The sequence below is a fragment of the Peribacillus sp. N1 genome, from assembly GCF_054600815.1.
Genome location: NZ_BAAHZO010000004.1, coordinates 312,998 through 339,603 on the forward strand (window position 1 = coordinate 312,998; position 26,606 = coordinate 339,603).

The following is a 26,606-nucleotide window of genomic DNA, read 5'->3' on the forward strand; positions in this document are numbered from 1 at the left end:
ACGATAACGTACTCCTTCCCTTCATGGAATTTTACATTTGATGAATTTGAGTAATTGTATAATATTCAGAAAATAAAATCAATGGTTGTTTCACTTACTATAGGACGAAAAAGGGATATGTATAGAGATATAGAATCACTATTCAAGAGAAGCACCATTCATTTAATAGGAGATGTTAGATTTGAAAACGGTAAGGGTTTTTCATTACGATGCGTTCAGCAGTAAACCGAATAAAGGAAATCCGGCAGGTGTGGTTTTAGATGCGGATGGACTGACCGAAAAGGAAATGCAGGATATAGCGATGAAGGTGGGGTTCAATGAAACCTCTTTTCCGATGGAGTCCGATATTGCCGATCTTAGAATCCGTTATTTTACACCGGGACACGAAATGAATCTATGCGGACACGCGACAATGGCTACCATCCATGCACTGAAGACCAGGGGATTATTGAATAAAGATGAGCTGATGATTGAAACAGGAGCGGGTATATTGCCAATCAAGATCCATACGACGGAGGATCAAGATATATATATTACGATGAAGCAGACCGCGCCGCAGTTTGAAGCGTTTAACGGAGATAAGGGTGGATTAGCCAGTTCTCTCGGCCTTGATATAGAAGATCTGGAAAGTGAATTGCCTATTGTTTATGGAAGTACAGGTTTATGGACTTTACTGGTACCACTAAAAGAAAGAAATTCATTTATAAGGATGAAGGCGAACAATAGCCTGTTTCCGCAAATATTAAAGGAAATGCCAAGAGCTTCCGTTCATCCCTTTTGCATGGAAACGTACGATAGTGATGCCCATATGCATGCCCGGCATTTTTCCTCGCCATTTTCAGGTACGGTTGAAGACCCGGTTACAGGAACGGCTTCAGGTGTAATGGGCGCTTATTATGCAAAATACATAAAGGATGATCTTGAAGATGAGGTGCATCTGTTAATCGAACAGGGGCATGAAATCGGAAAGGATGGCAGGGTTCGCGTTACAGCTACCAAAAACGGTGGCACATACGATGTTGAAATCACCGGGAATGCTGTCTATGTTAAAGAACTTGAAGTGGAAGTCTAAGGTTCATGCAGAAGGCGATGGGCGGTTGAATGATTAGCATATCCGAAAAGGTATAGTGAACACGTAAAAACCCTGTGCTAAGACGTTTCATGTCTTAGCACAGGGTTCTTGATGAATCATTCTCCCATGCTCATTCCTTTTAAAACTACTGCAGTCAGAAACACGGTCACGCAAATGATTGAGGTGGATACGACAATCGCTATCGGTAAAGTCATTGGAAATTCTTCCTTAGATGATGGTCACGCCGCTAAGATCAACCTTTGCTCCATGTAAAAAGTTGTAAGTGAGTTTATCCATCGAAGCTCCAGTAAAGTCGATTTTCTTTAAATCGGACATCCGAAATTGAACATTGATGAGGGTGGTATCGCGGAATGATGCCTTTCTCAATGAAGAGCCTTCGAAAATGGTTTGTTTGAAAGTTTCCCCATCAAATATAAGACCAGATAAATTACAGCTTTTAAAATGGGTTTTATTATAAATGCTGTTCTTGAAAGTTACGCCTTTTAAATTTGCACTTTTAAATAAGGTGCCAGTTAAATTGGCGTTTTCAAAGATGCAATGATCTAAGTTACTGCTTTTAAATGTGCTGTTCGTCAGGTCGGAATGGCTGAAGTCAGAACGGCTTAAATCGCAGAAATTAAACTTCCCATCATGCACCGAAACCGAGCGGAAGTCGGAATCCAATAAGCGTTGCCTGGAATAGTCCATGTTTATCGCCTGCTCAAGCACATTGTATTGTAGATTGAGTGATTCCATGAGCTCTGATACCTCCCCAATCGAATCCACAGTCAGTTTATACGCTTCCTGCTCGCTGGCACCATTCCTTCTGTGGTCATTGTATTTTTCCAGTAAGTTTTGCAGCAGTTCTTCTTCCAATTCCTTTGCTGTTTTTGCACTTTTGTACGGGGCAAAAATGCTATGAACATGTGCATTCAGTTTTTCAATCACATTTCATCTTCCTTTCTTAGAGAAGGCACTCAAGTAATCGCTTGGCCTGCTCCCAGTCATTTTTATTTTGGGTATATGTGTCTTCCCCGATCGGGGTGATTTTGTAATATTTCCTTCTTCCGCCTTGAGTGGCATCTCCCCAATAAGCGATGATGCATCCATCCTTTTCCAGACGTTTTAGGCTGGAATACATCGTCGCTTCCTTAATTTCATATTGTTCATTGGAATTCGTATATATCAATTTGCTTATTTCATAACCATATTTATCGCCACTTTGCAGGAGTTTCAGAATCATCGTATCTACATGTCCGCGAAGCAAGTCAGAGGATAATTGTCGTTGAACCAAATCCTCACCTCCTTTGGTATATCTTATGATATATTACTATGACAGTCAAGGTAGTTTGGTTACTATGGATTATGCGGGTTTGGAGGGTTTATAGAGGAAACCTGCCCGTTTTCGTGAATCACCGCATCTCATACTTTTTAATTAATTGTACTAATTTGCCACATATAATATCCGCTTGGAAGGGATTTATCATGCTTCATGGAAGTAGTATGTAAGGGGGTGGGGATGTTGAATAATTCGTGGAATAAAGTGATTTATAAATTTTGGTCGCCAATTTATGACAAAATCTTCAACTCTCATCTCTTTTTAGATGCCAGGAAAAGAATGTTTGAAGAGATGCATTTTCATGAAAATGCAAAGGTTCTGTTTGTGGGCGTAGGTACGGGGGCCGATTTGGAGCTGATCAAGAACCTTGACCTTGAGATAACGGCGATAGACCTGTCAGCCGATATGCTAAAAAAAGCGAAGGGGAAATTTGATGATGCATCGATCAATTTCCTCGAGATGGATGCACAGCATATGGAATTCGATAATGAATCGTTTGACTATATAGTTGGAAGTTTGGTTCTTTCGGTCGTACCTGATGCCAATGAATGCCTTCGGGAAATGATCAGGGTTGTAAAAGGCGAGGGGAAAATAATACTATTCGATAAGTTTATTTCTAAAGATGAAGTGCTTTCACTACCCAAAAAGCTTCTGAGGCCCATCATTCGATTTTTAGGAACGGATATTGACTTGAGGTTTGAAGACTTGTTCAGTAGGCATGTTAAGAATATGAAAATTGAAGAAGATCGACCGATCATGCTGAATGGAATGTATAGAAAGATAATCATCAGTAAACGGATGTGACAAGCGGAGAGATGTTTCAGAATGGATTGGGAGTCGGATTCTAAGACATCTGGATACATCATAGAGCTGAGTTTTGTTGTTTGGAAGCTAAACCTGATTTACTGAATAATATTTGACATGCTTATATAAAACCCATGTCCTTTCTAACATGGATAATGAGCCGATAATCGGGTTATTAAGTGAGAATGTATCATACTATAAGAACATATTTTGAACACATCTTTGATACCTTTAAATTCAGTGACCATCATATAAACAACAGTGTCCAATAGTGTTTGAACGTCCTTTGTCACGCATTTTTGATGAAGCTGTTACATAGGCACTGGCCGAAATCAGTATAATTAAATGGTGGAATACAATGGGAAGAGGTGATGGTTTTGTCCGAGACGATAACAACCCATGAAGATCTATTGAATATGCTCGACTCGTTATTGCGTGAGCCAACTGGATTCTGGAATGGTTTTTATGAAGACCGCTCAAAGGGGGTACCCTTTTTCGGAAATCTCCCTGATGAAAATTTGGTTACATATTTTGATTGTGGGTTAATCCGGCCGGGAAAGGTTCTTGAGCTTGGATGCGGACCTGGAAGGAATGCCATTTACCTTGCTCAAAAGGGCTTTACCGTTGATGCGGTGGACCTTTCGAAGGAAGCCCTTGAATGGGGAAAAGAACGAGCGTCAGATAAAAATGTCCATGTGAACTTCATTCAAAGGAATATATTTGATTTGGACATTGAGGAAGGGCAATATGACTTCGTCTTTGATTCAGGTTGTTTTCACCATATTGCTCCACATAGAAGGATCAATTATTTGGACACGGTGAAAAAGGCGTTAAGGCCTAAGGGATTGTATTCGATTACCTGTTTTGTCGAGGGCGGCATATTGGGTGGTGCCGATATTTCAGATTGGGAAGTATATAGGCAAAGAAGCCTTAAAGGCGGATTAGGTTTTACGGAAGAAAAACTCAGAAAGATCTTCAAGGATTTTGAAGTGGTGGAAATACGGAAGATGAGGAAAATGGAAAAATCGGATCAAACCTTTGGGGTTCAAGGTTTATGGACGGCCTTATTTATGAAAAAGTAATTATAAAGTCAAAATGGGGGTTAAAAGGAGGATCTGGAATCAGGTCCTTTTTTTGTTATAAGAAAAGGGATAATTTGTTAACAATATTTTAAAATGGTAAACTATAACAATAGATAAACCAGAATAGTAGATGAAGGTTTTACTGAATTTTTTTTTGAAAAACAGTGGTTGTATGGTTTCAAAAACAGCTGGGAAGGTATATGGAAAGAGGGGCCATTGGGTTTTTAGATCATAAGAATTTTTAAGTATGGAAGAGGTTTTCTTCGATGCTTACTTTGTTGATAATTTTTCAATACCCTGACAATGCTGATTTCAGGGTAAGATTCAACTGCTTTTTATAAAAAACTAGGAGGAGTTTATGCACAGAAATAAAGAATTATATTCCTTTTTATTGGGTGTGGCAGCACAATTGACTGAGGAATGGTACGCAACATTGAATAAAAACGATAAGGCGGGGGTTTACAGCTCACCCGATCCCAATGTGATTAAAAAACTTAAGCAGCAAAATAATGAATTCCATTTACGTTTCTTTCAGGTCTTTGATACAGAGGAGAGGGAATTCTTTGAGCAGCTTGGTGAGTGGATTGAAGATATCGGTCAGGATGAGCAGCATTTAAACACACCCATCTATTTTATATTGAGGGAGTTTTCTCGAACGCAAGAGCAATACCTGGATTATATTGACCGGTTTGTGGGATTGCAAGGAGAAAACTATACGCAGGCGGAAATAAATTCCTGGTATCGGATAGTGGTGAAGGTGTTCAGCGAAGTGATGGAGAAGTTTACGGAAGCGAATCATAGGTATGCCAATAAAATCATGAAAGCCCAACAGGCAACGATCGATGAATTGAGCACTCCCATCATTTCGCTTAAAGATAATACGGCGTTACTTCCCCTGATAGGCGATATTGATACGGCGAGGGGCATGTCCTTGCTTGAAAACACCTTACAAAAGTGCGCTGAAAAAAATGTCACCAGGCTATTCATTGACCTCTCGGGCGTTCATGCAATTGATAGTGCTTCCGCCCACCAGCTGTCACAATTGATTGAATCCTTACATTTGATTGGAATTCAAACAACCCTTTCTGGACTTCGGCCGGAAATAGCCATGACTGCCGTTAAGCTTCAACTGCCTTTTGATAAAGTGACGATAAAGTCCACTCTTGCCCAAGCGATCAGTACGATAAAATAATACATACATATCCAGGGCATGGGAATACTCGTTATTAATTTCATCGAGAAGACCTCCATATGGCGATCTTCTCGTATGTATAATGCTTGCATTCAAAAATAAGAATCGGGCTCAATAAAGAAAGAGCTGGCACCTGCCAGTTATTCAATATTGGCGAAGAAGGCTAGATCTTCTTTATTGCCAACCACTAAAAGCATATCTTTTTCAAGGATATCCTGATCCGGTGAGGGTGCTATGATAATTTCCCCATTACTCACGATGGCAATGACGCTGATATTATATTTTGCCCGTAAATCAAGCTCCCTGAGGCTTTTTCCCTTCATGCTCATGGGGAGGATGATTTCCTCGATATTGTATTCTTTGGAGAGCTCTATATAGTTCAGCATGTTAGGGGAAAGAAGCTGATTCGCGACCCGTTCCCCCATATCCCTCTCAGGATAGATGACCCAGTCGGCACCTACTTTTGTGAGCACCTGACCGTGATTTTTATTAAGTGCTTTGGCAATGACCTTTTTGATCCCAAGCTCTTTTAAAAGCAAGGTAGTTAAAATGCTCGATTGCATGTCATTTCCGATGGCTACGATGACACAATCGAAATTACGGATTCCGATTGCTTTCAATGTCTCTTCTTCGGTCGTATCCGCCATGACTGCATGGGTAACGTTCAGTTCCGCATTCTCGACTCTTTCCTCGTTCACATCAATACCCAAAACCTCTTGGCCTGCCGTATATAATCTATGGGCCACACTGGTTCCAAATCTGCCTAAACCTATCACGGCGTATTGTCGTTTTCCCATCTTTTACGCTCCTTCATTCATTATTAACCAATCATGATTTTCCCTTTTGGACGTCGGAATGGATCTGGCTTGCGCCTCATGGCGATAGCAAAGGCCAAAGTCAAAGGACCAACACGTCCTGCAAACATCGTGAAAATGATGAGAATCCGGCCGACCGGTGATAATTCCGGGGTCAAACCCATTGAAAGTCCCACGGTGGCGAAAGCTGAAGTGGCTTCGAACAAAATCATCAAAAAGTCAGGTCCGCTTTCAGTGATGGTCAGCAGAATGGAGATGATGGAAACCACGAATACACCAATGAATGTGACGGATAATGCTTTAAAAATAGTTTCACTCACGATGCGGTGGCGGAACAAGACCACATCACCCTTACCTTTGATCTGTGACCAAACCGTTCCGGCAATCGTCGCCAATGTCGTCGTTTTAATCCCGCCGCCAGTCGATCCGGGTGATGCCCCAACGAACATCAGAAAAATGATGAGCAGTAATGTAGGCTGAGTTAAATCAGGGATATTCAGCGTGTTGGAGCCTGCAGTCCGTGGTGATACCGATTGAAATAATGATGACAGCGTTTTACCCATGAGAGATAAAGGCTGCAATGTCTTGGCATTGCCGAACTCGAATAGAAAGATTAAAATTGCTCCGGCAATCGTAAGGGTTAAGCTAGTCGCCAGAACGATCTTCGTATGTACTGATAAACGATGCGTATTCCGATATTCATATAGTTCATTCATTACGATAAAACCTATACCTCCAAACGTGATGAGGAAGGCGACGGTAAGGGTTACGAATGGATCCGATACATATGGGGTCAAACTCCTGAATTCCCCCATTAAATCGAAGCCGGCATTATTGAAATTCGATATGGAATGAAAAACCCCGTAATAGACCGCTTTAACGATTGGCATGTCAAAAGAAAAGCGAATCGATAAAATAAGTGCACCCATGCCTTCAATGATGGCCGTGAAAATTAAAAGCCGTTTCACTAATCTGACTACACCCGCCATGGATAGATTATTTAACGACTCCTGCAGAACTAACCTGCCTTTTAAAGAAATCTTTTTGCCTAATAATAAAAAGAAAAATGTCGCAAATGTCATGAACCCTAAGCCGCCTACCTGAATCAGTGTTAAGATGACCAACTCACCAAAAGTGGTGAAGGTCGATCCCGTATCCACAACGACCAGTCCTGTTACACATGTAGCGGAAGTCGAGGTGAATAAAGCATCCAGAAAAGAAAGACCATGGCCATTTTCTGTGGAAATCGGCAGGGTCAATAAATAGGCCCCGATAAGTATCAGGATGGCAAAGCCAAGTACAAGTATTTTTGGCGGATCCAATTTTGTCATTCTCAAATGATCATCCCTACTGTATGACTTTTAATCATCAATCTGCTTTTCGAATCTTTTTAAAGGCATAATAAAAAGACCTGCGAAAACATCGAATAGCTGTATTGCCACAAAAAGCGTGCAAAAAAAGCTCCCGAAATAGGCGGTCTTATGACCTCCTTCGCTTTAGCCGACGAAGTTAGCTGACGGGTAGGATGGCGAAAGAGCTGATCTCATCCCTTCTGCAAGGCAGAATTAACCCCAAATGATTGGGTCCTCCGTACTCAATTTCCATGAGTTTTGGCCGAAATGCATTAAATTGATAAACGTATTCTACTCCCATCATTTAGCAGTTGTAAACCCCTAAATCGTAAAAAAATATTTCTTTAACAAAACTGAAAATTTACGTTTTATTTACATTTAGAAAACGTATTGACAAATATTAGTTAGCACATTATGATAGGTTCGATTAATCCAATTATGATAACCGGCATCGATGTACTTTATTCAATAATTTCAAGCAGAACATGCAATGCCAATCAAAATTCTCTAACATATATTTTATGTTTCTTTTGTAAATGATAAAGAAAAAAGCATTGCATTTGTATTTAAAGATTCAAGACATTTTATTAAAAAGGCGGGCAATTATGGAGAAGACGTTCAATAGATATGTTATTAATGCTACAGGCAAGGGTGGCCAGACATATTTAACACAATGCCAGGATAAAGATGCACTAAGGAAATGGATAGCCGATCATGAGGATCAAATCATCATGGATGAGTTAAGGATAACGGATAAGAAAAAGAATCCGTTCTTAAAATTGTTTTCCCTAAGGTAAATCAACTGCATCCAACATTCATTAGCGGTATTCAATTATTTATTCCCTGTGTTCTATCCGGAACGCTGAGCGAAAAATCCATATCTTGTTTTGCTTTGAAACTCATTTATTATAATGAGTTTTTTTGCGTTATATACAGTTTTGAACCGATAATGTTAAAATTTAGTAATGCTTAATGTGGACGTAAAGAAAAGTAAAATGAAATACCACTTTCCGAGAACAGCCGAGGATTGTTGGGGATGTATCCGTCCCGAGACGGATTGCTTGGGGACGGGGTTTTATATTGTACGATCAAAGGGGGAGAAGCGATGACATTAAGAAATGCATTAGTATCCTGGAAATACCCTTCCATTCTTTTGTGCGGAATAGGTATCTCCAACTTTGGTTCTTGGGTTTATTTCATTGCCCTTAATTTAATCGTTCTGGATATGACTGGTTCAGCCTTGGCGGTAGCTGGACTTTATATCGTTAAACCGATGGCTGCCATTTTTACGAATGTGTGGGCAGGGAGCGTGATCGACCGGATAAATAAGCGGAATCTAATGGCGGCACTTGACCTATTTCGCACGGTATTCATAGCCTTGCTGCCATTGACTTCTTCTATTTGGGTCATTTATTCCCTTGTCTTCGTGATCAATATGGCAGGGGCCATGTTCGGAACAACATCTAGGTCATATATAACAAAATTAATACCCATTGAACAGAGGAAACGATTTAATTCATTACGAAGCTTAATGGATTCTGGAGCTTTTTTGATTGGACCGGCGCTAGCGGGTATCCTTTTCTTGATCGGTACGCCCGTTTTAGCGATTTATATTAACGCGGCTGCCTTATTGTTATCCGGAATCATCACTCTATTGATGCCTAATCTTGAAAAGGATCACCCCCTTGAACAATCCAGTCATTACCTGTCTTGGACCATCATGAAAAAAGATTGGGGCATCGTCCTGGACTTCAGCCGGAAATCTTCCTATATCATGCTCATTTATTTCTTATTCAGCTGCATGGTGGTGATGGAAACGGCCATCGATTCCCAAGAAGCTGCGTTTGCTAAGGCCGTGCTCCTTTTAACGGACAGCGATTACGGATTCCTTGTAAGCGTCGCCGGGGCAGGCATCATTGCTGGTGCCATAGTCAATGCCGTATTCATCAGTAAAGTGAAAATCTCGCACATGATCGGTCTTGGATCTTTATTTGTCTCGATAGGTTATATGATCTTTGCCTTTTCGAATTCCTTTTCACTGGCCGCCATCGGATTTTTCATCATTGCCTTTTCATTGGCTTTTGCCAACACTGGCTTTCAAACCTTTTATCAAAATAATATTCCGGTGGAAATCATGGGCAGGGTCGGAAGTGTTTTTGGCTTGTTAGAAGCTTTATTGATCATCATTACTACCGCAATCGTTGGTGTTTCTGCCCATTTCATTTCGATTCGGTTTGTGGTGATTTCAGGTTCCCTGACCATGTTAGCTTTATCCATATGGTTGTCGATGCTTAGTATGAAGACCTCCAAGAGCAGGTATTATTCCGTTAGTGATGTAGAAGCGAAGGAAAAGATGTAATCCGATTTAAAGGCATGTTGATGGAACATGCCTTTGATGAATCGTTCATTGGATGAATGTGCGCAATTGGCTGATGAAGTTCAAGATATGAAAATGGATTTTCGCCATTTCTTCCGCCGTTTGTTTTTCACAGTTCTCTAGCCACTCCTGTATCACTCCTAAAATCGCCGATGTCAGGAAGGCGTGCATATACATGCGGAATGCTTCATCTTTAGCTGCTGGATGCAGGCTGATCAAACGCTCCAACAGTACTTCACCGAAAACCCGTTTTATTTTTTTCGCAAAAGAAGGGTCGCCCTGATCACCTAGAATGGCCCTTAATGCGTGAGCATGTTCACTGATGAATTGAAAAATCTCTATGAAAGGCGGGTAAAGTTGCTGTTGATGAAGAGCCAAAAAAGCCTCTTTCGGCAAAATGGCAGTAATGCGTGTTTGAAGTTCATGTAACAATTCCTGTTGTAAGTGATCCATCAATTCATATTTATCTGTGTAATGCAAATAGAATGTGCCCCGATTAATGTTGGCGCGCTCTGCGATTTTCTTCACGGATACATGTGAGAACCCCTCTGCTTCAACAAGTGCAATAAAATGATGTTGTATCTGCTTTTTCGTCTTTTGTACCATATCCTCATGAATCGATGCCATGGAATGTCTCCTTCACTAAACATTTTTCCAAATGTGTTGATTGTATTAGACCGAATGCTACCTTAAAATGATGATACACTCAACACCGTGTTAATTAAAGAGGGAGGATGTGTGTGCAATGAAAAAGGCGATTTCCATTGATGGAATTGCTAAGTGTTTTCAGCAGAAGAAGGTCATTCAGCCATTGAGCCTGAATATTGAAAAAGGCGGAATTTTTGGCTTGTTAGGTCCATCCGGATGCGGAAAGACGACCTTGATTAAAATGATTGTCGGATTGATTAAGCCCGATGCGGGTAAAGTCACGGTTCTGGATCATGAAGTGCCAAATGAAGCACTGTTAATGGATGTCGGCTATATGGCACAGTCCGATGCTTTATATACAGAACTGACGGCAGCTGAAAACCTCGAATTTTTTGCGAAACTATACCGTTTTTCGAAAAAGGAACGAAGGAAACGGATTCAATATGCAGCTGAAATCGTACAGCTGACGAATGATTTGAACGTTCGGGTTGCGCATTATTCCGGGGGAATGAAACGCCGTCTGTCACTGGCGGTTGCACTCATCCAAAATCCGGAGATTCTCATTTTGGATGAACCGACAGTAGGAATAGACCCTTTGCTGAAACAATCGATTTGGGAGGAACTTGAGCGTTTAAGAAATGAAGATGATAAGACGATCATCATCACGACGCATGTGATGGATGAAGCGGAACGATGCGATAAACTGGCGATGCTGCGTGAAGGTGAAATCATCGCGGCAGGAACCCCTGCAGCTTTAAAAACTCAATTTGCCGCGGAAACGCTTGATGATGTTTTTTTAAGGATTGGAGGCGGCTTAAAATGAGAATTGCCTCTCTTGTTACTCGCATTACCCAGCAGATGCGCCGGGATCGAAGGACGCTCGCTTTATTTTTCCTGGCTCCATTGCTCATTTTAACGCTCATGTATTTTATTTTCGATACAGAGGCAAGTGATTTGAAAATCGTTGTTACAGGCAGTGATGAAACGATCGTTAAAGCATTGAAAAAAGCGGATTTTCAAGTGTCGGCTGCTGAGGAATTCTCACAGGAAAAGATGATTGAAAAGAATACGGATGGCTGGCTGGATGTTGAAAATGGGAAAATGAAACTCACACTTTTGAACGACGAACCGACCCGGGCAAAAGCCGTTCAAATGCAAATGATGCAAGGCTTGCAAGGGAATGAAAAAAACACTCCTTCAATTGAGGAGAAATATGTTTACGGAGATGCCAACACAAAGGGTTTTGATACCTTCAGTCCGATGCTCGTCAGCTTTTTCGTTTTCTTCTTTGTATTTTTAATAGCGGGGATTGCGCTTTTGAAGGAGCGTACAAGTGGTACTTTGGAACGGCTGCTTGCCACCCCGATTAAAAGATACGAAATCGTAGCGGGCTATGTGATCGGATATGGCTTATTTGCTCTCGTTCAAACCATAATTGTCGTACTATATGCTGTCAATGTATTGGATATCGTCCTTGTTGGCTCCATTTGGCTCGTTTTACTGACGAATATACTGGTCGCGCTCGTTGCATTATCGCTTGGTACATTGCTATCGAGTTTCGCGACATCTGAATTCCAAATGGTACAATTCATTCCGCTGGTCATCGTGCCTCAAGTCTTCTTTACAGGGATTTTCCCATTGGAGGGCATGTCAGACTGGCTCCAAAAAATCGGCAAGATCATGCCTCTCTATTACGCTTCTGATGCCATGAACGGCATTATGTACAAAGGCTTCACGTTCAATGAGATTTCAATGGATCTGCTCATTCTCCTGGCCTTTGCCGTCGTTTTTATCACCATCAATATCATTAGCTTAAAAAAATACCGTGCACTATGAAATCAACAACTTAACAAAAGAAGCCGGATTCCTGGAAAGTGAGGAAGCGGCTTTTTGTTTTACTGGAAGAAGATCGAATTATTCCACACAACAGTTGAATTATCCGAGTAAGGTCGAATAAACCCGCACATCGGTCGAATTATCCGGGTATAGGTCGAATAAACCCACACATCGGTCGAATTATCCGGGTGTAGGTCGAATAAACCCACACATCGGTCGAGTTATCCGGGTATAGGTCGAATAAACCCACACATCGGTCGAGTTATCCGGGTGTAGGTCGAATAAACCCGCACATCGGTCGAATTATCCGGGTATAGGTCGAATAAACCCACGCATCGGTCGAGTTATCCGGGTGTAGGTCGAATAAATCCGCACATCGGTCGAGTTATCCGGGTGTAGGTCGAATAAACCCACACATCGGTCGAGTTATCCGGATGTAGGTCGAATAAACCCGCACATCGGTCGAATTATCCGGATGTAGGTCGAATAAACCCACACATCGAATGAATTATCGGGGATGAAGGACGAAATATCCTTCCCATCGGTTGATTCATTCTAAAAAGCTTCCCTTTGAAGTAGTTTGTTGACGGGCTGTTAAAGTTGTCCTAGGATATAAGGATATGAATTGATTTGGAAAGAAATAGAAAGGGGGAGTTATATGTCTCTAAAATCGGTCATGCTTTCCCTTTTGCTGTCGCAAGCAATGTTTTTGTGCGGTTTACCTTTTTTTCTTCGGCTTCTATTATATTTGAATCCTTTGGTAATCATGGTTGTCTGGTGTTGTATACTTCTTTTCGTTTCGTTTGCGGTTCTTTATTTTCGAGGTGAAACGGTCAGAATTCCGCGCTCTTTATGGCAGTCAGCATTGTTTAGTTACAGTTTATCATTATTGGTTTTGCTGTTCTTTCGGCCGGAAGGGCAGGTATATTCGTATAATTTGATTCCTTTTTCTACGATTCTTTCATATTTATCGAACGAAATGAACTGGCTTGTGTCATTTTATAACCTTAGCGCCAATGTCGGGCTGTTCATTCCATTCGGCCTGTATTTGTTGTCAAGGGAAGGGAAAGAGCCCTCAGCTAAAAGGAAATTTCTATATCCATTACTTTCGATTTCAGTCATCGAAATCTGTCAGTTTGTTTTTCGGCGCGGAAGTTTGGATGTCGATGACCTGATCCTGAATATGATTGGTGTTTACCTGGGGTACCTTCTGCATCCTTTGTTCAAGAAAGTCGTAGTGCTCCGTTCTGGAAAAGTAAAAGCATGAGAGGCAATACAATTATGTTAAATGAAAGGGTGTATTTTCATGTATAGCACGTTAGAAGAATTATCGAGCCATCCTGTGTTTCATTATTTTGCAGCGATTTCCAAAATCCCGAGAGGATCGGCTAACGAAAAAGCGATCAGTGACTATTTGGTTCGCTTCGCTAAGGATAGGAACCTGGAGGTGATCCAGGATGAGGCGCTGAATGTGATTATCAAAAAGCCTGCCACAACTGGATATGAAAATGCACCTACCGTCATTATCCAGGGGCATATGGATATGGTTTGCGAAAAGAACAAGGGAACGCTTCATGATTTTGAGAAGGATCCGCTTCAATTAAGGATTGTGGGAGACATGTTGTATGCAACGGATACAACATTGGGGGCGGATAATGGAATTGCCGTTGCTTATGCTTTGGCATTATTGGATGCGAATGATATTCCGCACCCCTCTCTTGAAATAGTCATAACGACTGAAGAAGAAACGACAATGAACGGTGCACTTGCCGTGGATCCGGCTCACTTCAAGGGAAAATTGATGATCAATATTGATTCGGAGGAAGATGGAAAGCTGCTGGTTAGCTCTGCTGGAGGAATACGAGTTCGGCAAATCCTGCAAATCGGATGGGAATCGGCTTCAATTGTTGAAGCTGTATCTTATAATATCAGGATTAAAGGGTTGAAGGGCGGACACTCCGGTATGTCCATCCATAAGGAAAGAGGGAACTCCAATAAACTTTTGGGCAGAGTATTACATGAATTAACGACAGACTTTCCTTGCTTCATACAGCAAATGAACGGGGGCTTGAAAGGGAATGCGATTCCTCGTGAAGCAGAGGCGACTGTACTGATTTCTGTAGAAGATGTTCAGAAGATAACGGAGAGACTCCAGAAATGGGAGGATACTTTTAAAAATGAACTGCAATCTTCTGACCCTGAGGTATCGATTAGATTTGAAAAGATCGAAACGATTTCTTCAAACGTTTTTTCCAAAGAGACGGTGACTAAAGCCATTACCTCCTTACTGGTAATCCCGCATGGCGTTCAAGGTATGAGTATGGGAATAGAAGGATTAGTGGAAAGTTCGACGAATCTAGGGGTCGTTACAACAAATGAAGCGGAAATGATATTCGAAAGTGAAATCAGGAGTTCGGTCAAAAGCATCAAATATAATATGGTCACGCAGGCAAAGGTGATTGCCGACATGCTTGGGTGCAAGCTATTGATTGATGCGGATTATCCGGAATGGCCCTATAATCCTGATTCGAAACTCAAGAAATTATTTGAAGAGACATACAAAGAAAAATATCATGAGGATATTGAAATCATCGCTGTGCATGCAGGGATCGAGTGTGGGGTATTCATAGATAAGATACCAGGGCTGGATACTGTTTCAATCGGACCGGATATGTTTTCCGTACATACACCTGAAGAACACTTAAGCATCCCTTCGACCATAAACAACTGGGAATATTTTGTTTACACATTAGAACGGATGAAAGATCTATAAACAATGTTTGGGCAACGGCAATATGGCATTCAATAGATTTGGAGGCATCCTATCGTTAATCGATTGGATGTCTCTTTTTTTGAGGGCAGCAGCCGGCGGCAAGGGAGTGGGCCTCTGAAATCAGCTGGAACGTTTTTGAGGGTTAGTAAATCTGATCGTTGATTTCCACTCCGCGCTTTCCGCGGGCGGTCCAGGAGCCTCCCCGGCGTCGCCTGCGGGGTCTCCCTTGGCCACGCTTTCCCGCAGGAGTCTCGTGCCTTACGTTCCAATCAACTGGAACTTTTTTAAGAAAAAACCGCAGGCAAATGCGATTCTTCGAATTTGTCTAAAAACTAGACTAGTTTATCCTTTAAGTTTTTTTCTGTAATTCTTATTGGATTGAAGAAATTTGCGACACTCCTGCCGAATAACTGGCTAGCCGAGACCCCGCAGGCGCTTGCGTCGAGGAGGCTTGGCGGGCAGTCGGCGGAAAGGGAGCGGATTTCTGAAATCAACTCGAATCTTTTTTTAGAAAAAACTCCAGGTAAACTGGCTTTTCATCGAATTTTTGTCTACATTCTGAAAGAAACAGAGGTTTCTTTACAATCGTTATAAAATAAACTATTGTAAAGAAAACCTATCATTAATTATTGTTCGAAATCATTATGTATAGAGGAAGGTATATGGAAATATGGGTGTAAAGTATAGAATGGTCGTAGAACAAATGGAGAAAGAAATATTAGAAGGAAAATATACATTAAATACAAAGTTACCTACTGAAGAAGAGTTGATGAAGAAGTTCGATGTCAGCAGGAATACCATAAGAAAAGCAATCAACATATTGGTTGAGCAGGGTTATATCTATCAAGTGCAAGGAAGCGGCATATTCCTAAGGGAATTTTCCAGACCGGGCTGCATTTCGATGAGGGATATGGGTGGCTTAACCAAAGTGTTTCCAAATGATGAAATGAAAAGTAAAGTGTTGAAGTTAGAATTAATTGAAGCCGATGAAAAATTGGCCAAGCAAATGAAATGCAATGTGAAAACCAAAATCTATAACCTCAAACGGGTTAGATATTTAAATGGTGAACCCATTGTAATAGAAGAGTCCTTTTTCAATAAAGATATCATTCCAATCATAAATAAAGAAATCGCAAATGGTTCCATTTATGAATATATAGTCGAGGATCTGAAGTTGAATATTGGTTTTGCAGATAAAATCATTTCATGTGAAAAACTAAATGACGATGATGCCAAGCTTTTGGACTTGCAGCCAGGTGATCCGACATTAATAGTTGAAAGTACGGTCTTTTTAAAAGCGGGAGCCGTTTTTGATTTATCAATCGAGAAATATAATTACACTTCAGCCAAATTATTAACATTGACTTAATGAGGGCAGGAAATTCTTTCAGGATATTAAAAGATTCCGGAGATATGATCGATTAACGATAACAGATTATAATATCAAATAATATTCAAACAAAGAGCGACTGCATTAATTAGCAATCGCTCTTATTATTTATCTTAGTTTTACTTGATCTACTATTAGTGATACATATATTCCTGCCCAAGTACCGGAAATTTCATTAAGCAGAACAGAACTTATAGCGGAATTAATGAAACGGAAAACTTTGTTTTTCGTATATTAAATATATGGGGTTAAAATTCAAGAAGAAAAGATTAATAGATTGAGGACATTTGCATTCTTATCAATCAATGTATTGGAAATGGGGAATCTTATGCAAAAAAGGGTGAAAAGAAAATTATTTCATTTATATACAGGAGAATTGATGGCAACTGTGATTTTTGCTGTAATGTGGGTTTCGTTTCTGGTGCAGCATGATTGGACTGATTCCTACTTAACTTCATTTTCATCTGTGTATGCGTTCGTCCTACTGGAATTTATTTTACTTCAAGGAAGTTTATATTGGTTTCTTAAATGGAAACGCGCTAAAGAAAACCATTACGCCCATTTACCTTATACGCAATTACGGATTTTTCTATTCTTTAAAAGATTAAACCTTTTCCTTATTGCCCTAGGAATAGCAGCCTTTTTTTATCAATTAAATGCATTTGAGTCAGGAGTATTTTGGTTTTCGTTTCTTTATGTTTTCGCCATCATCGAGCATATTAATTATTATCACTTCAGGCTTTCCTATCAAAGTCCAGAGGAAATGAGAGAATTCATTCGTCAAAGAGGTTTAAGGAAATCCATTTTGGCAAAGGAATTGAATGAGCTTAAATAAGATTTATTCGGTGTGAATGGGAGATATCGATTCACACCGTTTTTTCTTAAATCATTTCTCTTTTTCCCCAACGATCCCATAAAACAAAATCTTCATAATATCCTCAGTCAAAGGCAGGATGCTTTGATAAACCTCTTCCCGTTGGATATATTCATTCATTGCTTTTATATAAAATAAAATCGCTTCATTAGATAAGTCAGGATCAACATATCCTTGTTTCTTCCCCTGGTTAAACAGATCGATAAAGCGGGGCAGGGCCTTTTCTGTATATATTTTTTCCATATAATTGATTCCGGAAGTATATTCCTTCATTAAATATTGATAAAAATCTTCATGAATTTGTTTGGCTGTTTCATTCTTCGTGAACATGAGCTGCTTTATTTTTTCAGGAAAGGCCATGTTGCTGGCCAGTATTTGTTCAAATTCATCCAATGCCTTATCTGTATAATAAACAAAAACCTCATGAATTAGATTATGTTTGCTTTCGAAGTAATTATATATCGTAACTTGAGATACATTTGCTTTTTTGGCTATTTCCCCAATCGAAATCTTTTGGACACCATACTCCATGAACAAAGCTAAGGCAGCCTCTAGTATATTCAATTTCTTTTGTTCCCTGCGGCGTTGAAATCCGTCCATTTATTTCACCTCAACCTTAGTTTAATTAAAAATATGTAATAGAACAATAAAATAAGTTCATAAACTATTGTCAGGAATTATTATTTTATATATTATGAACTAAATTAATGAAAACATTTCATAATTTCTTTTCAGAGGAAGAGGTGGATGAGGGATGTCAGTATTGAAAACAACGAATTTAACGAAAAAGTTTGGAAGGTTTACAGCTTTAAATGGTGTGAACATTGAAGTGAATGAAGGTGAGGTATTTGGATTCATCGGTCCTAATGGTGCTGGAAAATCGACAACGATCCGTGTGCTGCTCGGGATTTTAAAAGCGACGGATGGAGAAGCGAAGATTTTTGGCAAGGATGCATGGAAAGATGCGGTTGAAATTCACAAGCGAATTGCGTATGTTCCGGGAGATGTGAACCTATGGCCCAACTTAACAGGCGGAGAAGTTATTGATCTATTTGTTGAATTACGCGGGGCGAACAATAAAAGCAGACGGGAAGAACTAATAAAAAAATTCGATTTGGATCCTTCCAAGAAATGTGGAACATATTCAAAGGGGAATCGGCAAAAGGTTGCTTTGATTGCTGCTTTCTCATCTGATGCCGACCTTTATATCTTGGATGAACCAACATCAGGTCTAGATCCATTGATGGAAAGGGTTTTCCAGGAATGTGTGATGGAAGCGAAAAATGAAGGAAAAAGCATTTTACTTTCCAGTCACATTCTTTCTGAAGTGGAAAGGTTATGCGATAAAGTGGGTATTATTCGTCAAGGGCAAATCATTGAAACGGGAACATTGGATGAGCTGCGTCATTTGACGAGAACAAGCTTGCTTGTCGAAACGAAGCAGCCTATTTCTGCTTTATTGAGTGTAAAAGGTGTTCGGGATATCGTGAAGAAAGACGAAGCACTTTCATTCCAAGTGGATACAGATGAATTGGATAATGTTATGAGGTATATATGCCAATTTGGAATTGTGAAATTGGAAAGCGCGCCGCCTACATTGGAAGATTTATTCATGAGCCATTATGAAGGTGAAAGGAAGACTTCTGATTCTGGGGCGGGAGGTGCGTTATAATGGCAAACCAGTCCTATCATAATACAGGAAGACTCTCCCGATTAATCGTACGGCAAGATCGGATTCGGATTCCTGTTTGGATAATTTCCCTATCTGTCCTTACATTTATGGTTGCAATGGCATTCACCGATCTGTACCCGACTGGACTAGAAAGGCAAACCATTGCAGAAACAATGAGGAATCCTGCAATGACAGCGATGGTGGGGAAAGGTTACGGCCTGGATGACTATACAAACGGAGCGATGATGGCGCATCAAATGTTAGTTTTAACCGCTATTGCAGTTGGGATAATGAGTATTTTACTTGTTACGCGCCATACACGCGCAGATGAAGAGGACGGCCGTATCGAGATGATCCGTTCTTTGCCGGCAGGCCGGTTGGCTAATTTATATGCAACCATTTCCGTATCGTTTGGTACGAATGCATTGATCGCGTTAATAACGGGTTTCGGATTGTATGCTCTGGGAATTGAAAGCATGGATTTGGAAGGTTCCCTTATGTATGGAGCTGCGTTAGGGGCAACCGGTATTTTCTTCTCGGCGATAACGGCATTATTTGCCCAGCTTACGGAGAGTGCGCGAGGTACGATTGGTTACTCCATCACTGTTTTGCTTCTTTCCTATCTTATTCGGGCGATAGGGGATGTCAGCAATGAAACACTTTCCTGGTTTTCACCTTTGGGTTGGGTTTTAGGTTCAGAGGTATATGTGAATAATTATTGGTGGCCAATCATCCTTACGATCGGTGGGGCAATCATTTTGGTTGTACTATCTCTATATTTGAATGCCATCCGTGATTTGGAAGCTGGATTCATACCGGCTAAGCTTGGCAGAAAATATGCTTCATCCTTTTTAAAAAGTCCGCTTGGTCTCGCGCTAAGGCTTCAGCGAACAGGATTGATTGCCTGGGCAGCCGGGATGTTCATTTTAGGCACATCTTACGGTTCCGTTTTAGGTGATTTAGAATCCTTTTTTGCAAAAAATGAAATGATGGCCGAACTATTGACGCCAGTTGAAGGCTATTCGCTGACGGAACAATTCTTGACAATGTTGATGTCAGTCATCTCAATGATATGCACCATCCCGCCTATAATGGCGATGTTAAAGCTTAAAGGGGAAGAAAAAAGGAACTATACTGAACATTTACTGAGCCGCGCTGTATCACGCACAAGGCTTATGGGCAGCTATCTTATCATCTCCGTTATTAGCGGTTTTCTCATGCTTGCGATTGCTGACATCGGTCTTTGGGCAGTCGGGAATTCAGTGATGGATGAAGGGGTTGCTTTCGGCACTATATTTAGTGCAGCAATGGTCTACCTGCCTGCGATGTGGATCATGATTGGCATTGCCGTGCTGTTCATTGGCTTTGTACCAAAATTATCTGGCTTGACTTGGCTTTACTTGACATACTCAATCTTGGTCGTTTATTTAGGGGGAATGCTTCAATTCCCTGAATGGATGAGTAAACTAACGCCATTTGGCCATATTCCGAAACTTCCTGTTGAAGATATCGACTTCATGAAAGTATCCATGCTTACCATCATAGCCATAGTATTACTGGCTATTGGCTTTACCGGATATAACAAACGGGATATCCGAGGTTGACGATTCAACTATGATTCTATTATTCCTGAAAAAAGCCTGATTCCTCATTGTTTCAATGAGAAATCAGGCTTTTGGTTATCAGTCATGGGAAATTAATAATAGTACACCTAGCGCAATGATGATAAAGAATAAATAGCTTTCGAATTTTTTCGCAGGAATCCGCTTATTCATGAAGATTCCGAGACCAGTCGCAAGTAATATAGTTGGAATGGAATAAGCGTAAAGAATAAGTGAATCGGCTGTCCAAAGTCCGCCTAGCGCATGACCCGTCACGACAAGGATTCCGGAAATTAGGAAATGGGCTTGCAATGTTCCGCGGAATCGATCTGGATTCCACCTTCGTAAAGTTCCATAGACGACGACCGGCACCCCATTAAAGTTATAGGCGCTGCCAAGGGCTCCCGACGCAAAACCGAACGGCCATACCCAGCCCTTCGAGATAAGTAATGGTTTTTCCACAGCCTGAAAAAGTCTTTGCTTTAGAAGAGAATAACCCCCATATGCAACCAAAAAAACACCCAGTGCAGAAGTGATGATCATAGAAGGTGCGTAATGGAGCAAAGCCAGGCCGGCTGGTATGCCGATCACCGTTGAAGCCGCCAGCCTGATTAATACCGAGCGTTCAATATGCCGCCATCCGCTAACGACGGTTAGCGAGGCAACGGTAAGACCGGCCAATCCAATCAAGGAAACCGAAGTATTAAGCGGAATATGAAGTAAGGCAAGCAAAGGCATGCTGACAATCGCTTCACCGAACCCGAACATCGTCCGCATCAAGGCGCCGATAAACACTGCCGCCACCACCAATATGATGCTGCTGATCGTCATTCTTTCACCTCCTAAAAGCACAATAACCCTTATATAAATTATACCATATCAACCTGGTTTTAGGTTGGGGGAACCATGCTTAAAACGGGTTATTTAAGGCGTTTTACGCTCTTTGTGAAGTGTTTGAAATGATGCTTAATAGAGAGGTACACATCCTTTGTTTTTGTTGCTTATGAGTCGAAAACAAGGCAGGAAAAGCGTTATATATCTTGAAGTGTTAATTCAGATGAAACTCCATTAATTTCTACTTTCGCATCAACTAAAACAAAAACAATTAGTCATATTGGAACTTTAGGAGTTTTAGGAGTCCCTATTACAAAATATAAAATCACAGGAAAATATAATTATACTTCTAGTGGTGCTACATCAGCCCTTTCAACTAAAGGAGAAGTAGTCTATCATTATAATCCAACCATCGCTGCAGATTTAACTTATTATGGTGGTTATATCAATAATAAAAAATATTACGGAGAGGTAACTTTTTATTATAAAGTTGGAGTAGGATCGCTTGGTATTGTACAAATAGGAAATGTTTATCTTAAAGTATCAGGAAATCATCTAGGAAAACTCTCAGGTAGTATAAAAACTTCTGTAAAAAAATAAATTTCACATATAGTAGGTAATTATATGAAAACTTGGAAGAAAATACTTATTAGTGTAGTATCCATTCTAATAATCGCTATGATAATTGGAATTACAAGCTTTATTCAATTTAAAGTTTAATCTGCTAACCAAAACAAAGACCATCATTATAAAGATGGTCCTTGTTTATTGTGTGCCCAGCAGGGGTACACAATAAACGCCAAATCCTTTGATAGAGGTGAGTCCTTAAATAACAGAAGAGAAAAAAAGGACAATCAATCTAACGCTATGAAACTTCCTTTTTTAGCTGAATAAAATCATACATAAACAATAAAAGTGAAAGAAAATAAACCCCTTGGCTACAAGTGGTTTATTTTGGTGTAACTGCGTACAATAAATTAATAAAATAGGGGACACAAAGGGGACATTGATGGAGTAGTTTACATGTACCCACAAAAACACTAGGCTTTGCCTAGTTCAACAACTTAGTTGGGGACAGTTTTTCCTTATGCTCTTTCTTCTGCCAATACCTTTAAGTTATGACACTTTCCATTTAGATAAATCAAATAATTATTTTCCTGCATAAGAAAAGGCTGAAGTGGAAATACTTCAGCCTAAAAAACCCTATATATATATTTTAGAAGAATATCCTTTAGCATTTACGAATCAATCTCAGGTCTTTTTTTCATTCAGTTAGTGAATTAATCATAAAAGATTAAATGCATATCACTGTTAGTCCTTGATTTCGCAAAAAATTCTGCTTCATTTCCTCCATCAACAAAGTTACCAATACCCCGGAAAATACCACATTGGCCTCGATCTAAATATCTTACCCCTACATAATCATTATAACTGTCAGGATCATACTCCCATAATTCAACTTTTAACTTACCAGCTGGACCCACGTAAGAATCCCGACAAATCTTATAATCACCACCAGTAGAGGCAAACACATCACTTTCAGCACCATTAGAATAAAGAGATTGTTCTCCTAAGTAATCCCAGCCACTTGCAAATGTAGAAGAAGGGAACAACAACGCAGCGACCAATGCCACAGCACTCATTTTAAACATTTTCATGCTCATTCCTCCTCACCCGTTTTGACTTATTATTCTCCATATAATTCTAATCAATATTTTTTATATTATCATCTATCCAAAGATTCACTTTTTCACGAAGCGTTTTTGTAGTATCCACTACTTCAGCGCTACATAAGAAATTAGAGAAAAAAGTGAAATGTGCTCGTCATTCAGTTTTGAAATGTATTTCTGAATCATCTTTAAACTTTTAAGCCTTCCCGGATCAGGTAAACTAATTACCTCTGAATCCACCATTTGTGTAGAGGCGTCTCGATTTCTAATACCAGCAATCAGCAGCATAGTTGCTGCTAAACTAACACTACAATCCATGGAATAGGCCAATGCTGAAATTCTTTCATGCTCATAAGCTTTGAATCTTAAATGAATCCTTTCCTTCTGAATAATAGTTCTCTTCTGGAATACTTCGGCTTCAAAATCCCCTCTAAAAATCGTATTATCATGCCTGTAGTTTCTTTTAAAATACATGGACAAGTCCTCAATACATTCCCTGGAATTGATAGCTGCCATTATTATTTTTTCCCCTATATCCTTCACAGGCTTATGAACACATTTATTTAATGAGTGTTGAACGCAAAAAAACATATTAGGGCTATCCAGGGAATAAAATGAAGGGAATATTTTGAAGGAAAGCGGGGCTGTGCATGTGAAAATCCATGTGGTGAATAGGGGGGATTCTTTGTGGGGAATTTCCCAGCAATATGGTGTCAGTATCAACCGGATTGTTCGGATCAATGGCCTTGAAAATCCAGATAAGCTGGTGATTGGCCTAGCTCTTTTGATTCCTGAACCTTATCTTCAGTACAGGGTTCAGCAAGGTGATACTCTAAATAATATCGCAAATCAGTTTGGAATTACGGTACAGGAAATCATGCAATCGAATCGCATCACAAATCCTTCCGCTATCTATCCAGGGCAGAGACTAACCATCCCGGTTATTTATCATACCGTAAGGGAACGAGATACCCTTTATGATATAGCGAGACGTTATGGAACGACAGTTCAAGCCATTATGCAAACGAATCGGATTACAGATCCGTCCAATATTCATATCGGGAGGATAATAAGGATTCCCCAGAAACCAAAACCTATCATTGATGTAAATGGTTTTACAAACGTTTACGGGCAAGCCGGTGCGGAGCAGGTACGTGATGTAGCCTACGATTTGACCTACGTAAGTCCATTCGGTTATAGAATGAGGAAAGATGGCAGCTTAGAAGTCATAGATGACACCCCGACGATACGGGCGGCACAGTCAACTGGCGTCATACCCATGATGTGCATAACGAATTTTTCCGCAACGGAAGCGGGAACACAGCTTGCACATACGATACTTTCCGATTTAAGTTTAGTGGAAACATTATTAACCAACGTCATAAAAACGATGAAAAATAAAGGGTACCGTGGATTGAATATCGATTTTGAAAGTGTAGCACCAGAGGACCGTGATTTCTATAATCGCTTTCTCCAAAGAGCAGTGGATCGATTGCATCCTGAGGGTTACTTTGTGTCATCCTCCCTTGCCCCAAAAACTAGCGCCAATCAAAAGGGGCCATTAGTTGAGGCACATGATTATCCAGTTCACGGACGGCTGCTCGACTTCGTGGTGCTGATGACATATGAATGGGGTTACCGAAAGGGGCCGCCGCAGGCAATCTCTCCCATTAATGAAATAAAGCGTGTCCTTGACTATGCCGTAACGGTGATACCAACAAATAAAATCTTCATAGGATTTCAAATTTATGCACGGGACTGGCTTATTCCTCATGAAGAGGGGCAGGAAGCAGAGACTTTCGACATGCAGGAAGCCATCAGACGCGCCGTCCAATATAATGTAGAAATAAAATATGACGAGACAGCCCAATCACCTTATTATAGGTACAAAGATAATCAGGGGCGCACACATGAAGTTTGGTTTGAGGACGCACGCAGTGCTAAAGCCAAATTCGACTTGGTGAAAATTTACAGGTCAAGGGGTCTCAGTTATTGGGTACTTGGTTATCCTTTTCCACAGAATTGGGAACTGCTTGGGGATACATTTATTGTACGGAAACTGTAGGGTGTTTTGTTACAGCAAGGTGTATCAAAATATATATATGAAGGGCAGCTTTATTATAAAGCTGTCTATTTTAGTGATTTCGGAATGCATTTCAAGAATTGGATTTTTATAACAACGTTAATAATCGTTTGGAATCTGAGTCGATAAAGGGACTTAATCGAGGACGCCATATGGTGGTCCTTTTCATTTTAATGAGAACTCTTTAAAAAACAAGGGAATGGTCAATCAAAAAGGAAAAGGGCTCCTCATTGTGGAATTAGGAGACTAGAATATTACTTACCGGAGGAACAGTTAATGGAATTAACCATCATTAATACGTTTACAGATCAACCTTTTAAAGGAAACCCTGCTGCAGTCTGCCTTCTTACCGGGGAAAGTAACAGCGAGTGGATGCAGCGAATAGCTAAAGAGATTAATATGCCTGTTACTGCTTTTATTCAACCTCATAATGGTGAATGGAAGCTGCGATGGTTCACACCTTTCATTGAAATCCCGATTTGTGGACATGGGACGCTGGCAAGCTCTTTCTTTTTATGGGATAAAGGATACGTGCCAAGGAATCAGCCGATTGCCTATCAGACGAAAAGCGGGCTTCTCACTGCAAAATTCGTTGAAGGAATGGTTCAGTTGGAATTTCCGTCATTAAGGGAGAGGGAGACCGCTGCCCCTGATTTACTGATAAAGGCTTTAGGTGTTGAGCCTGAGTATGTTGGGCAAAACAAATGGGATCTTCTAGTCGAAGTTCAATCAGAGGAAATCGTAAGGGATTTAAAGCCGGATATAGATTCCATTGCCCAATTGCCGGTTCGGGGCGTCATTGTAACGAGTCAATCGGATAGCAGTGAATATGATTTCGTTTCACGTTTCTTCTCCCCTGCCCAAGGCCTTGACGAAGATCAAGTAACGGGCTCGGCCCATTGCTGTCTGGGACCATATTGGAAAAGAAAGCTGGACAAAAGTATTTTTATAGCCTATCAGGCATCGGAAAGAGGAGGTCTATTGAAGGTTGAAGTAACGGAAGACACAGTTAAACTTTCCGGACATGCCGTCACAATATTCAAAGGGAACTTAACCATTTAATGCAGGGGGAAGATTTGAGTGGGTTCCATCTGAATTTTTAAAAAAGTTGATTGGAGCCGGTTTTCGAGACTCCTGCGGGAAAGGCGCGTCTAAGGGGGTTCCCACAGGCACAAAGGCGCCGAGGGCGGAC

The 26,606-nt window shown here is 40.5% G+C and carries 25 protein-coding genes, 1 riboswitch and 1 other annotated feature (1 of these 27 cut by a window edge); of the genes, 16 read left to right on the plus strand and 9 right to left on the minus strand.

The features are described 5' to 3' along the window. Positions 1–34, minus strand: a binding site (T-box leader); it reaches 188 nt to the left of the window's first position. Between the two features lie 147 nt (positions 35–181). After that, positions 182–1,072: a PhzF family phenazine biosynthesis protein gene (locus ACYP5M_RS17345; protein WP_434168494.1), complete on the plus strand. Its 891-nt coding sequence runs from the start codon at positions 182–184 to the stop codon at positions 1,070–1,072. A gap of 228 nt (positions 1,073–1,300) precedes the next feature. On the opposite strand, the gene ACYP5M_RS17350 is transcribed toward ACYP5M_RS17345, so the two are convergent. Continuing rightward, the gene (locus ACYP5M_RS17350) at positions 1,301–2,020 is read right to left on the minus strand and encodes a pentapeptide repeat-containing protein (protein WP_434168495.1); all 720 of its coding nucleotides are present in this window, start codon (positions 2,018–2,020) and stop codon (positions 1,301–1,303) included. 16 nt (positions 2,021–2,036) lie between these two features. Then, entirely contained in the window at positions 2,037–2,315 is a 279-nt protein-coding gene (locus tag ACYP5M_RS17355; RefSeq protein ID WP_434169602.1) for a PadR family transcriptional regulator, read from the minus strand. Between the two features lie 279 nt (positions 2,316–2,594). Here ACYP5M_RS17355 and ACYP5M_RS17360 point away from each other — a divergent pair, with 279 nt between their 5' ends. The 3 genes from ACYP5M_RS17360 to ACYP5M_RS17370 all read left to right on the plus strand — a co-directional run bounded on the left by ACYP5M_RS17360 (position 2,595) and on the right by ACYP5M_RS17370 (position 5,489). Beyond that, on the plus strand, positions 2,595–3,215 hold the full coding sequence (locus tag ACYP5M_RS17360) for a class I SAM-dependent methyltransferase (RefSeq protein ID WP_434169603.1): 621 nt from the start codon (positions 2,595–2,597) through the stop codon (positions 3,213–3,215). 377 nt (positions 3,216–3,592) lie between these two features. Further along, on the plus strand, positions 3,593–4,297 hold the full coding sequence (locus ACYP5M_RS17365) for a class I SAM-dependent methyltransferase (RefSeq protein ID WP_434168496.1): 705 nt from the start codon (positions 3,593–3,595) through the stop codon (positions 4,295–4,297). Between the two features lie 358 nt (positions 4,298–4,655). Beyond that, on the plus strand, positions 4,656–5,489 hold the full coding sequence (locus tag ACYP5M_RS17370) for an STAS domain-containing protein (protein ID WP_434168498.1): 834 nt from the start codon (positions 4,656–4,658) through the stop codon (positions 5,487–5,489). Between the two features lie 140 nt (positions 5,490–5,629). Here ACYP5M_RS17370 and ACYP5M_RS17375 read toward each other — a convergent pair whose 3' ends face one another. Together ACYP5M_RS17375 and ACYP5M_RS17380 are read right to left on the minus strand one after the other, a co-directional pair. Continuing rightward, a complete protein-coding gene (locus ACYP5M_RS17375; protein ID WP_434168499.1) occupies positions 5,630–6,286 on the minus strand; it encodes a potassium channel family protein in 657 nt (218 codons plus the stop codon). Between the two features lie 23 nt (positions 6,287–6,309). Then, on the minus strand, positions 6,310–7,635 hold the full coding sequence (locus ACYP5M_RS17380) for a TrkH family potassium uptake protein (RefSeq protein WP_434168500.1): 1,326 nt from the start codon (positions 7,633–7,635) through the stop codon (positions 6,310–6,312). A 152-nt stretch (positions 7,636–7,787) separates the two neighbouring features. Beyond that, positions 7,788–7,930: riboswitch (cyclic di-AMP (ydaO/yuaA leader) on the minus strand. A gap of 331 nt (positions 7,931–8,261) precedes the next feature. Between ACYP5M_RS17380 and ACYP5M_RS17385 the strand changes: the two genes are divergently transcribed. Next, positions 8,262–8,453, plus strand: a complete 192-nt coding sequence (locus ACYP5M_RS17385) for a hypothetical protein (RefSeq protein WP_076370632.1) — start codon at positions 8,262–8,264, stop codon at positions 8,451–8,453. 308 nt (positions 8,454–8,761) lie between these two features. Then, positions 8,762–10,015, plus strand: a complete 1,254-nt coding sequence (locus tag ACYP5M_RS17390) for an MFS transporter (protein ID WP_434168501.1) — start codon at positions 8,762–8,764, stop codon at positions 10,013–10,015. A 45-nt stretch (positions 10,016–10,060) separates the two neighbouring features. Here the strand turns inward: ACYP5M_RS17390 and ACYP5M_RS17395 are convergent, their stop codons facing one another. Next, positions 10,061–10,660: a TetR/AcrR family transcriptional regulator gene (locus ACYP5M_RS17395; RefSeq protein ID WP_434168502.1), complete on the minus strand. Its 600-nt coding sequence runs from the start codon at positions 10,658–10,660 to the stop codon at positions 10,061–10,063. 118 nt (positions 10,661–10,778) lie between these two features. On the opposite strand from ACYP5M_RS17395, the gene ACYP5M_RS17400 reads away from it, so the two are divergent. The 6 genes from ACYP5M_RS17400 (at position 10,779) to ACYP5M_RS17425 (ending at position 17,515) form a co-directional block, all read left to right on the plus strand. Beyond that, positions 10,779–11,504, plus strand: a complete 726-nt coding sequence (locus ACYP5M_RS17400) for an ABC transporter ATP-binding protein (RefSeq protein ID WP_459735320.1) — start codon at positions 10,779–10,781, stop codon at positions 11,502–11,504. Then, positions 11,501–12,517: an ABC transporter permease gene (locus ACYP5M_RS17405; protein WP_459735321.1), complete on the plus strand. Its 1,017-nt coding sequence runs from the start codon at positions 11,501–11,503 to the stop codon at positions 12,515–12,517. The genes ACYP5M_RS17400 and ACYP5M_RS17405 overlap by 4 nt, the downstream gene beginning before the upstream one ends. Positions 12,518–13,175: 658 nt before the next feature. After that, positions 13,176–13,784 (plus strand): VanZ family protein, encoded by a 609-nt coding sequence (locus tag ACYP5M_RS17410; RefSeq protein WP_459735322.1) that lies wholly within the window; start codon positions 13,176–13,178, stop codon positions 13,782–13,784. Positions 13,785–13,823: 39 nt separating this feature from the next. Continuing rightward, positions 13,824–15,290: an aminoacyl-histidine dipeptidase gene (locus ACYP5M_RS17415; protein ID WP_101224787.1), complete on the plus strand. Its 1,467-nt coding sequence runs from the start codon at positions 13,824–13,826 to the stop codon at positions 15,288–15,290. A 670-nt stretch (positions 15,291–15,960) separates the two neighbouring features. Continuing rightward, complete coding sequence (locus ACYP5M_RS17420) at positions 15,961–16,659, plus strand: GntR family transcriptional regulator (protein ID WP_101224786.1); 699 nt, start codon at positions 15,961–15,963, stop codon at positions 16,657–16,659. Positions 16,660–17,008: 349 nt separating this feature from the next. Next, a complete protein-coding gene (locus ACYP5M_RS17425) occupies positions 17,009–17,515 on the plus strand; it encodes a hypothetical protein (RefSeq protein WP_452445025.1) in 507 nt (168 codons plus the stop codon). 51 nt (positions 17,516–17,566) lie between these two features. Here ACYP5M_RS17425 and ACYP5M_RS17430 read toward each other — a convergent pair whose 3' ends face one another. Then, positions 17,567–18,154, minus strand: a complete 588-nt coding sequence (locus ACYP5M_RS17430; RefSeq protein ID WP_452445026.1) for a TetR/AcrR family transcriptional regulator — start codon at positions 18,152–18,154, stop codon at positions 17,567–17,569. 154 nt (positions 18,155–18,308) lie between these two features. Between ACYP5M_RS17430 and ACYP5M_RS17435 the strand changes: the two genes are divergently transcribed. After that, positions 18,309–19,226, plus strand: a complete 918-nt coding sequence (locus ACYP5M_RS17435) for an ABC transporter ATP-binding protein (protein ID WP_459735323.1) — start codon at positions 18,309–18,311, stop codon at positions 19,224–19,226. Next, positions 19,226–20,830 (plus strand): ABC transporter permease, encoded by a 1,605-nt coding sequence (locus ACYP5M_RS17440; RefSeq protein ID WP_434168508.1) that lies wholly within the window; start codon positions 19,226–19,228, stop codon positions 20,828–20,830. Before ACYP5M_RS17435 ends, ACYP5M_RS17440 begins: the two co-directional genes overlap by 1 nt. A gap of 78 nt (positions 20,831–20,908) precedes the next feature. Here the strand turns inward: ACYP5M_RS17440 and ACYP5M_RS17445 are convergent, their stop codons facing one another. The 3 genes from ACYP5M_RS17445 to ACYP5M_RS17455 form a co-directional block, all read right to left on the minus strand. Beyond that, positions 20,909–21,658, minus strand: coding sequence for a sulfite exporter TauE/SafE family protein (locus tag ACYP5M_RS17445; RefSeq protein WP_434168509.1), 750 nt, complete (start codon positions 21,656–21,658; stop codon positions 20,909–20,911). A gap of 1,283 nt (positions 21,659–22,941) precedes the next feature. Next, positions 22,942–23,319: a hypothetical protein gene (locus ACYP5M_RS17450; protein ID WP_101224781.1), complete on the minus strand. Its 378-nt coding sequence runs from the start codon at positions 23,317–23,319 to the stop codon at positions 22,942–22,944. Positions 23,320–23,436: 117 nt separating this feature from the next. Then, positions 23,437–23,847 (minus strand): hypothetical protein, encoded by a 411-nt coding sequence (locus ACYP5M_RS17455; RefSeq protein WP_459735324.1) that lies wholly within the window; start codon positions 23,845–23,847, stop codon positions 23,437–23,439. A 136-nt stretch (positions 23,848–23,983) separates the two neighbouring features. On the opposite strand from ACYP5M_RS17455, the gene ACYP5M_RS17460 reads away from it, so the two are divergent. Together ACYP5M_RS17460 and ACYP5M_RS17465 are read left to right on the plus strand one after the other, a co-directional pair. After that, positions 23,984–25,396, plus strand: a complete 1,413-nt coding sequence (locus ACYP5M_RS17460) for a LysM peptidoglycan-binding domain-containing protein (protein ID WP_459735377.1) — start codon at positions 23,984–23,986, stop codon at positions 25,394–25,396. 294 nt (positions 25,397–25,690) lie between these two features. Next, complete coding sequence (locus ACYP5M_RS17465; protein ID WP_459735325.1) at positions 25,691–26,476, plus strand: PhzF family phenazine biosynthesis protein; 786 nt, start codon at positions 25,691–25,693, stop codon at positions 26,474–26,476. Positions 26,477–26,606 lie beyond the last annotated feature (130 nt).

Bases quoted from the DNA above. Each gene is read 5' to 3' on its own strand.
- ACYP5M_RS17355 (WP_434169602.1), bottom strand. From the start codon at position 2,315: ATGATTCTGAAACTCCTGCAAAGTGGCGATAAATATGGTTATGAAATA.
- ACYP5M_RS17370 (WP_434168498.1), top strand. From the start codon at position 4,656: ATGCACAGAAATAAAGAATTATATTCCTTTTTATTGGGTGTGGCAGCA.
- ACYP5M_RS17375 (WP_434168499.1), bottom strand. From the start codon at position 6,286: ATGGGAAAACGACAATACGCCGTGATAGGTTTAGGCAGATTTGGAACC.
- ACYP5M_RS17380 (WP_434168500.1), bottom strand. From the start codon at position 7,635: ATGACAAAATTGGATCCGCCAAAAATACTTGTACTTGGCTTTGCCATC.
- ACYP5M_RS17385 (WP_076370632.1), top strand. From the start codon at position 8,262: ATGGAGAAGACGTTCAATAGATATGTTATTAATGCTACAGGCAAGGGT.
- ACYP5M_RS17390 (WP_434168501.1), top strand. From the start codon at position 8,762: ATGACATTAAGAAATGCATTAGTATCCTGGAAATACCCTTCCATTCTT.
- ACYP5M_RS17395 (WP_434168502.1), bottom strand. From the start codon at position 10,660: ATGGCATCGATTCATGAGGATATGGTACAAAAGACGAAAAAGCAGATA.
- ACYP5M_RS17400 (WP_459735320.1), top strand. From the start codon at position 10,779: ATGAAAAAGGCGATTTCCATTGATGGAATTGCTAAGTGTTTTCAGCAG.
- ACYP5M_RS17405 (WP_459735321.1), top strand. From the start codon at position 11,501: ATGAGAATTGCCTCTCTTGTTACTCGCATTACCCAGCAGATGCGCCGG.
- ACYP5M_RS17410 (WP_459735322.1), top strand. From the start codon at position 13,176: ATGTCTCTAAAATCGGTCATGCTTTCCCTTTTGCTGTCGCAAGCAATG.
- ACYP5M_RS17415 (WP_101224787.1), top strand. From the start codon at position 13,824: ATGTATAGCACGTTAGAAGAATTATCGAGCCATCCTGTGTTTCATTAT.
- ACYP5M_RS17420 (WP_101224786.1), top strand. From the start codon at position 15,961: ATGGGTGTAAAGTATAGAATGGTCGTAGAACAAATGGAGAAAGAAATA.
- ACYP5M_RS17425 (WP_452445025.1), top strand. From the start codon at position 17,009: ATGCAAAAAAGGGTGAAAAGAAAATTATTTCATTTATATACAGGAGAA.
- ACYP5M_RS17430 (WP_452445026.1), bottom strand. From the start codon at position 18,154: ATGGACGGATTTCAACGCCGCAGGGAACAAAAGAAATTGAATATACTA.
- ACYP5M_RS17435 (WP_459735323.1), top strand. From the start codon at position 18,309: ATGTCAGTATTGAAAACAACGAATTTAACGAAAAAGTTTGGAAGGTTT.
- ACYP5M_RS17440 (WP_434168508.1), top strand. From the start codon at position 19,226: ATGGCAAACCAGTCCTATCATAATACAGGAAGACTCTCCCGATTAATC.
- ACYP5M_RS17445 (WP_434168509.1), bottom strand. From the start codon at position 21,658: ATGACGATCAGCAGCATCATATTGGTGGTGGCGGCAGTGTTTATCGGC.
- ACYP5M_RS17450 (WP_101224781.1), bottom strand. From the start codon at position 23,319: ATGAAAATGTTTAAAATGAGTGCTGTGGCATTGGTCGCTGCGTTGTTG.
- ACYP5M_RS17455 (WP_459735324.1), bottom strand. From the start codon at position 23,847: ATGGCAGCTATCAATTCCAGGGAATGTATTGAGGACTTGTCCATGTAT.
- ACYP5M_RS17465 (WP_459735325.1), top strand. From the start codon at position 25,691: ATGGAATTAACCATCATTAATACGTTTACAGATCAACCTTTTAAAGGA.